The following is a 5,830-nucleotide window of genomic DNA, read 5'->3' as shown; positions in this document are numbered from 1 at the left end:
GCGCTAGATTAGCCAATCTGAAAATAAAAATGTGTGTAAACAATTGATCTTTTTTTGTTTGCACACATTAAAGTATCAAGATTGTTTTTTAGGCGATAGTAATGCTTAACCTGGTTTTGATACTTTTTTTAATAATTTTTGTTGTGTGTTACTGGCGCTGGGACGACATCCGTAATCACTTTTGGCAGAAAAAATACCTCAATAACTCCCTCAATGTTCAGCAAAAAAATCTGCTGTTAAAATATATGCCTATCTACCGAAAGATGACGGATGCCGATCGTGAAAAGCTGGAGCGTCACATCGTTTGGTTTTTAAATGAAAAACGCTTTATTGGTTGTGATGGCCTTGAGCTTAATGATGCAATGAAGCTGATTGTAGCGGCAGATGCCTGTGTTTTAGTGCTTAATAAACCGTGGCCATTGTATCGCAATGTAAAAGAAATCCTACTTTACCCTAGTGCTTATTATGCACCACAAACTTCCCGCGATAATGCTGGGCTTGTCAGTTATCACAATACTGTGCGACAAGGTGAATCATGGCCGGGCGGAACGCTGGTATTGAGCTGGCATGATGTCCTTGAGGGGAATCGCTTGCCAAGTGATGGTCATAATTTGGTGTTTCATGAATTTGCCCATCAGCTCGACCAAGAAACCGGCAAAACTACAGGCACGCCATTGCTTTCGAGTAATGAGGATTACCAAAAGTGGGCAAAAGTATTTAGCCGTGCGTTTAATCAATTAAAAACCCATTTAGCCTATGGCATGCCTCATGTTATTCACAGCTATGGCGCGACCAATGAGGCAGAGTTTTTTGCTGTTATTACTGAAACCTTTTTAGAAAAGCCTGCTGAACTCAGACAGTTTGACCCAGAAATATACCATTTACTGGTTGGCTTTTATCAGTTTGATCCGATTGCGTGGCATTAGTCGACTATTTACGTCTGTTTAACACGAATCACTGGAATCTTGCTATGCTATTTGGTGCAATCCTAAAAGTGTGCATATAAGCAAAACAATAAAAAAGTGAGATTTCAATGAAGAAAATGCTTCATACAGCGCTTGCTGTATCGATTTCACTTGCTTTAACAGGGCAAGTGGCTGCAGCTGAGCAATCAAATGATGACAAATGGCAGGTAGACGCACCAAAAGGCCAATTCTTAGACGCTAAAATTAGTGTTGAGCAAGGCACGTGGATGAATGTTGATATTAGCCCTGATGGTAAAACAGTCGTGTTTGACCTACTCGGCGATATTTATACCATGCCAATGTCTGGTGGTACTGCAACGCAATTAACCAGTGATATAGCATGGCAAATGCAACCGCGCTTTAGCCCTGATGGTAAGCACATTGCATTTACTTCAGACCAAGGTGGTGGCGACAACATTTGGGTTATGGATTTAAATGGTGAAAACCAAAAGGCAGTAACGAATGAAACATTTCGTTTATTAAATAGCCCAGCTTGGAGCCCTGATGGAGACTACTTAGTGGCTCGTAAGCACTTTACTGCAAGCCGCTCTTTGGGTGCAGGTGAAGTATGGCTATACCATAAAGCGGGTGGTAAAGGTGTACAGCTAACTGCACGCGAAAACGACCAAAAAGACTTAGGTGAGCCAATGTTCTCGCCAGATGGGCGTTATGTTTATTTCTCTCATGATGCAACGCCGGGTAAAACATTTCATTACTCTAAAGACTCTGTAGCGGGTATTTATAAAATTAAACGCTATGACCGTGAAACTGGCGATATTGAAACAATTATCGATGGCATGGGCGGGGCTATTCGTCCTACACCTTCGCCAGATGGTAAAAAGCTTGCTTACATCAAGCGTGATGATTTTCAAACAAGCTTGTACTTATATGACCTTCACACCGGTGAGCATACTAAGCTGTATGGCGAGCTTGAGCGCGATATGCAAGAGACATGGGCTATTCATGGCGTATATCCAACAATCGCTTGGACACCAGATAACGAACAATTGGTATTTTGGGCTGGTGGTACTATCCATAAGCTAGATGTCGATGATAAGTCTGTTTCGACTATTCCATTTAAAGTTGAAACCAATAAGCAAATTCAAAAAGCAGTGCGTTTTACACAAAACATCGATAGCGATATTTTTGATGTGAAAATGCTGCGCAATGTACAAATTTCACCAGATGGTGAAACGGCTATATTTGAAGCGCTAGGTCATATTTATAAGCGTGATTTAGAGTCTGGCAAAGTGAAGCGCTTAACTAAGCAAGACGATCACTTTGAATTATTCCCACAGTTCTCTCGTGATGGAAAGAAAATTGTTTACACAACATGGGATGATAATGAGCAGGGCTCAGTACGTGTTGTATCTGCGCGTAGTGGTCGTGGCGATACTATTACCAAAGAGCCGGGTAAATATGTAGAGCCAACATTTAGCCCAGATGGCAAAACGGTTGTTTACCGTAAAGCGTCAGGCGGCAGTATTCTTAATCCTACATGGTCATTAGAGCCAGGTATTTACTCAGTAAGTGCTAAAGGCGGTAAAGCAACGCTTATCACTAAATCAGGCTATCAACCACAATTTGGTGCAGCAAACGACCGTATTTATGTGATGAGTCCTTGGCCAAAACCAACATTAAGCGTTGTTGAACTTGAATCAAAACAAATTCGTAAACTTTATGAATCAGAGCATGCAACAGAGTTTAGAGTATCACCAGATGGTAAATACTTAGCGTTTGCAGAGCGATTTAAAGTGTTTGTCACGCCATTTGTTGAACGTGGTAAAACCATTAATATTGGCCCGAAAGATAGCCAATTCCCAATTGAGCAGCTCTCTGTTCGTGCGGGTGAAAATATCAGTTGGAGTGGTACAAGCGATAAACTTTATTGGAGCTTGGGCCCTGAGTTATATCATGCAAGCCTAGCGGGTTTATTTGATATTAACCAAAATGCTGAGACTGATTTTAAAGTTAAAAGTGGCGACAATATCGGTTTTACAAAAACCATGGCGGAGCCTAAATCTGTATTTGCGTTAACTGGCGCGCGGATTATTACCATGAATGGTGAGCAGGTCATTGAAAACGGCGTTATTGTTACCGACGGTAAGCATATTAAAGCTGTAGGTAGTAAAGACAGTGTTGATATTCCTAAAGGCGCAGAAGTAATTGATGTGACTGGTAAAACAATTATGCCGGGTATTGTTGATGCGCATGCACATGGCTCGCAAGGTAGCGATGAGATCATTCCACAGCAAAACTGGAAGAACTTAGCTGGATTAGCGTTAGGTGTGACAACGATTCATGATCCATCAAACGACACCACTGAGATTTTTGCTGCAAGTGAAATGCAAAAAGCAGGCATGATTGTCGGCCCTCGTATCTTCTCTACGGGTACCATTTTATATGGTGCGAATATGCCAGGTTATACATCGCACATTGACTCGCTAGAAGATGCTAAGTTCCACCTTGAGCGCTTAAAGAAAGTGGGCGCGTTTAGTGTTAAATCATATAACCAACCGCGTCGTGAACAGCGCCAGCAAGTAATTGAAGCAGGCCGTGAACTTGAAATGATGGTTGTGCCAGAGGGGGGATCATTACTGCAGCACAACTTAACTATGGTGGTTGATGGTCATACGGGTATTGAACACTCAATTCCTGTAGCCAATATATACGATGATATTCGCCAGCTTTGGTCTCAAAGCGATGTTGGTTATACGCCGACATTGGGTGTAGCTTACGGTGGTATTTGGGGTGAAAATTATTGGTACGACAAGACAGATGTATGGAATCACCCACGCTTAAGTAAGTTTGTACCAAAGAATCAACTTTTACCTCGTTCAATGCGTCGTGTTAAGGCTCCCGATCATCACTATAATCACTTTAACAATGCCCGTGTTGCTAAAGAGCTACAGGACTTAGGTGTATTAGTGAACTTAGGTGCACACGGTCAACGTGAAGGTTTAGCGGCACATTGGGAAATTTGGATGTTTGCGCAAGGTGGTATGACACCACTTGAAGCTATTCGTGCAGCAACGTTAGATCCTGCTAAATACATTGGCCTTGATAACAACATCGGTTCTCTGGAGCCGGGTAAACTTGCAGATTTAATCGTTATTGACGGTAACCCGCTAACTAACATTCGTGATACAGATAAAATAGATTACACCATGATTAATGGTCGTCTATTTGATGCTGCAACCATGAACGAAGTGGGTGAGAAAAAACGCGAAAAGTTATATTTTGAAAAAATCTAACATAGCAAAAATCTAAACTGAAAGCGGCCATAGTGCCGCTTTTTTATTGTTTTAAGTGAGGAAACAGTTTAATTCCTACTAGTTTTGCTTGGCAGATCATGCCCTCTACAAGCGTCATCAAATAGTGGCTGTGCGTGTCCAGCTGCGCACTTTCCATATTATTACACGATGACAGGCGCAGTTTAATTAACTGCTGTATGGCCATTTTATGTTCTTTACAGGCTTGATTTATCAGGCTAGTAGGATCAGGAAACTCGGCTGCAGTGTTAATAAATAAACAGCCATTGAAATCACCTAACTCAGTCACCTCAGAATTAAACCAAGCTTCATGGCAGCTGATCAAAGCTACTTTAAATTCTTCAACAGTGTTTAGCTTGCTGGTGGCATGCGTTAACCAATTTAAGAATCTGTTATGTCGCTCACTAAGGCACGCAAGTAATAATTCATCTTTACTTGCGAAATGGTGGTACATGGTTTTTTTGGCGACACCAGCCACATTAATAATTTCGTTTATTCCCACACTATGAATGCCTTTTTGATAAAAAAGTGACAGGGCAGTCAAAATAATATGTGTTCGTTTATCCATAACAAAGCCTCATTTGGTGACTAATGATAGCTTGACAGAAGTAGACCGAGTTGTCTACCATTTGCGAGGTAGACAACTCGGTCTACTTTTGGAGGTGTTATGGAAAATAAATTTCGTAAAGCTGCTATTGCTGGCATATTTGCTTGTATGGCAATTTTTGTTTTAGCGTATTTGCAGCAATTAGGAAATTATGGTGTTTGGTTGATGGCGCCATTTGGTGCAACTGCGGTGCTGGTGTTTGGTGTACCGCACAGTCCTTTAGCGAAAGCGAAGAATGTCATCGGCGGGCACATTTTGACTGCTTTAATCGGCGTTGTATTTGTAAATTATGTTGGAGTAGGGCCTGTTGAAATTGCTTTAGCCACAGGGTTGGCAATTAGCCTGATGATGTTGACAGATACAATTCATCCCGCAGCAGGCGCTAACCCAATTTTGATTATGCAATCTCTACAAAGTTGGGATTTTTTAGTGATGCCCGTACTGATTGGAACTGTGTTTATTGTGTTATTTGGTTACTTAAGTCAATGGCTATTAAATATTCAGTTGAATGGGCATAAAAAAACCGCTAACGAGTAGCGGTTTTTAAAATTTTTAAGTGTAATTAAATTACACAACACCACGCGGTAAACGACAATCGTGGTCTTTTTCAGCTAGGTTAACAATCCAAAGCTCTTCAGCTTTGTAACCATCATCGTTTGCTGTAACAACAGTGAACGATGCTTTCTTAGCTGTTTTAGCCGGCGCAGCGGTTTTAGTTTTGGTTTTTTTCGCTGGTGCTTTTGGTGCTTCTTCTGCTTTAGGCTCAGCTGTTTTACCAGAAGTGAGCTCTTCAGTCAGCGCTGCAACATCAGCAAGGCGCATATTTTTGCCACCGTCGATGCTATACCAACCAGGTTTTGTTGTGATTTCAGGTTTCTTACCATTCGCTGCTTCGTATGCTGCTTCGAAGGCATTTAACACTTCTGTTTTGTCTAGTTTGCTCATCAGAGACCCTATACGTTGTAAACACAGATTAAGAATATATA

The 5,830-nt window shown here is 41.4% G+C and carries 5 protein-coding genes; 3 read left to right on the top strand and 2 right to left on the bottom strand.

The window, feature by feature from the left end; genetic code table 11:
• The first annotated feature begins 101 nt into the window (after positions 1-101).
• Complete coding sequence (locus L1D46_RS19465; protein ID WP_130051210.1) at positions 102-926, top strand: M90 family metallopeptidase; 825 nt, start codon at positions 102-104, stop codon at positions 924-926.
• Positions 927-1,033: 107 nt separating this feature from the next.
• Positions 1,034-4,219, top strand: a complete 3,186-nt coding sequence (locus L1D46_RS19460; protein WP_239978071.1) for an amidohydrolase family protein — start codon at positions 1,034-1,036, stop codon at positions 4,217-4,219.
• 43 nt (positions 4,220-4,262) lie between these two features.
• On the opposite strand, the gene L1D46_RS19455 is transcribed toward L1D46_RS19460, so the two are convergent.
• A complete protein-coding gene (locus L1D46_RS19455; RefSeq protein ID WP_239978070.1) occupies positions 4,263-4,805 on the bottom strand; it encodes a TetR/AcrR family transcriptional regulator in 543 nt (180 codons plus the stop codon).
• A 99-nt stretch (positions 4,806-4,904) separates the two neighbouring features.
• On the opposite strand from L1D46_RS19455, the gene L1D46_RS19450 reads away from it, so the two are divergent.
• On the top strand, positions 4,905-5,381 hold the full coding sequence (locus L1D46_RS19450; RefSeq protein WP_130051213.1) for an HPP family protein: 477 nt from the start codon (positions 4,905-4,907) through the stop codon (positions 5,379-5,381).
• Positions 5,382-5,411: 30 nt separating this feature from the next.
• Here the strand turns inward: L1D46_RS19450 and L1D46_RS19445 are convergent, their stop codons facing one another.
• Complete coding sequence (locus L1D46_RS19445) at positions 5,412-5,789, bottom strand: hypothetical protein (RefSeq protein ID WP_054561783.1); 378 nt, start codon at positions 5,787-5,789, stop codon at positions 5,412-5,414.
• Positions 5,790-5,830 lie beyond the last annotated feature (41 nt).

The organism is Pseudoalteromonas sp. Isolate3, from assembly GCF_022398505.1.
GTDB classification, from domain to species: Bacteria; Pseudomonadota; Gammaproteobacteria; order Enterobacterales; family Alteromonadaceae; genus Pseudoalteromonas; species Pseudoalteromonas apostichopi.
The sequence above is the reverse complement of the archived record's forward strand: the minus strand, read 5'-3'. Positions and strand labels throughout refer to the sequence as shown.

Coding starts and splice junctions, on each gene's coding strand:
- L1D46_RS19465 (WP_130051210.1), top strand. CDS start 102: ATGCTTAACCTGGTTTTGATACTTTTTTTAATAATTTTTGTTGTGTGT.
- L1D46_RS19460 (WP_239978071.1), top strand. CDS start 1,034: ATGAAGAAAATGCTTCATACAGCGCTTGCTGTATCGATTTCACTTGCT.
- L1D46_RS19455 (WP_239978070.1), bottom strand. CDS start 4,805: ATGGATAAACGAACACATATTATTTTGACTGCCCTGTCACTTTTTTAT.
- L1D46_RS19450 (WP_130051213.1), top strand. CDS start 4,905: ATGGAAAATAAATTTCGTAAAGCTGCTATTGCTGGCATATTTGCTTGT.
- L1D46_RS19445 (WP_054561783.1), bottom strand. CDS start 5,789: ATGAGCAAACTAGACAAAACAGAAGTGTTAAATGCCTTCGAAGCAGCA.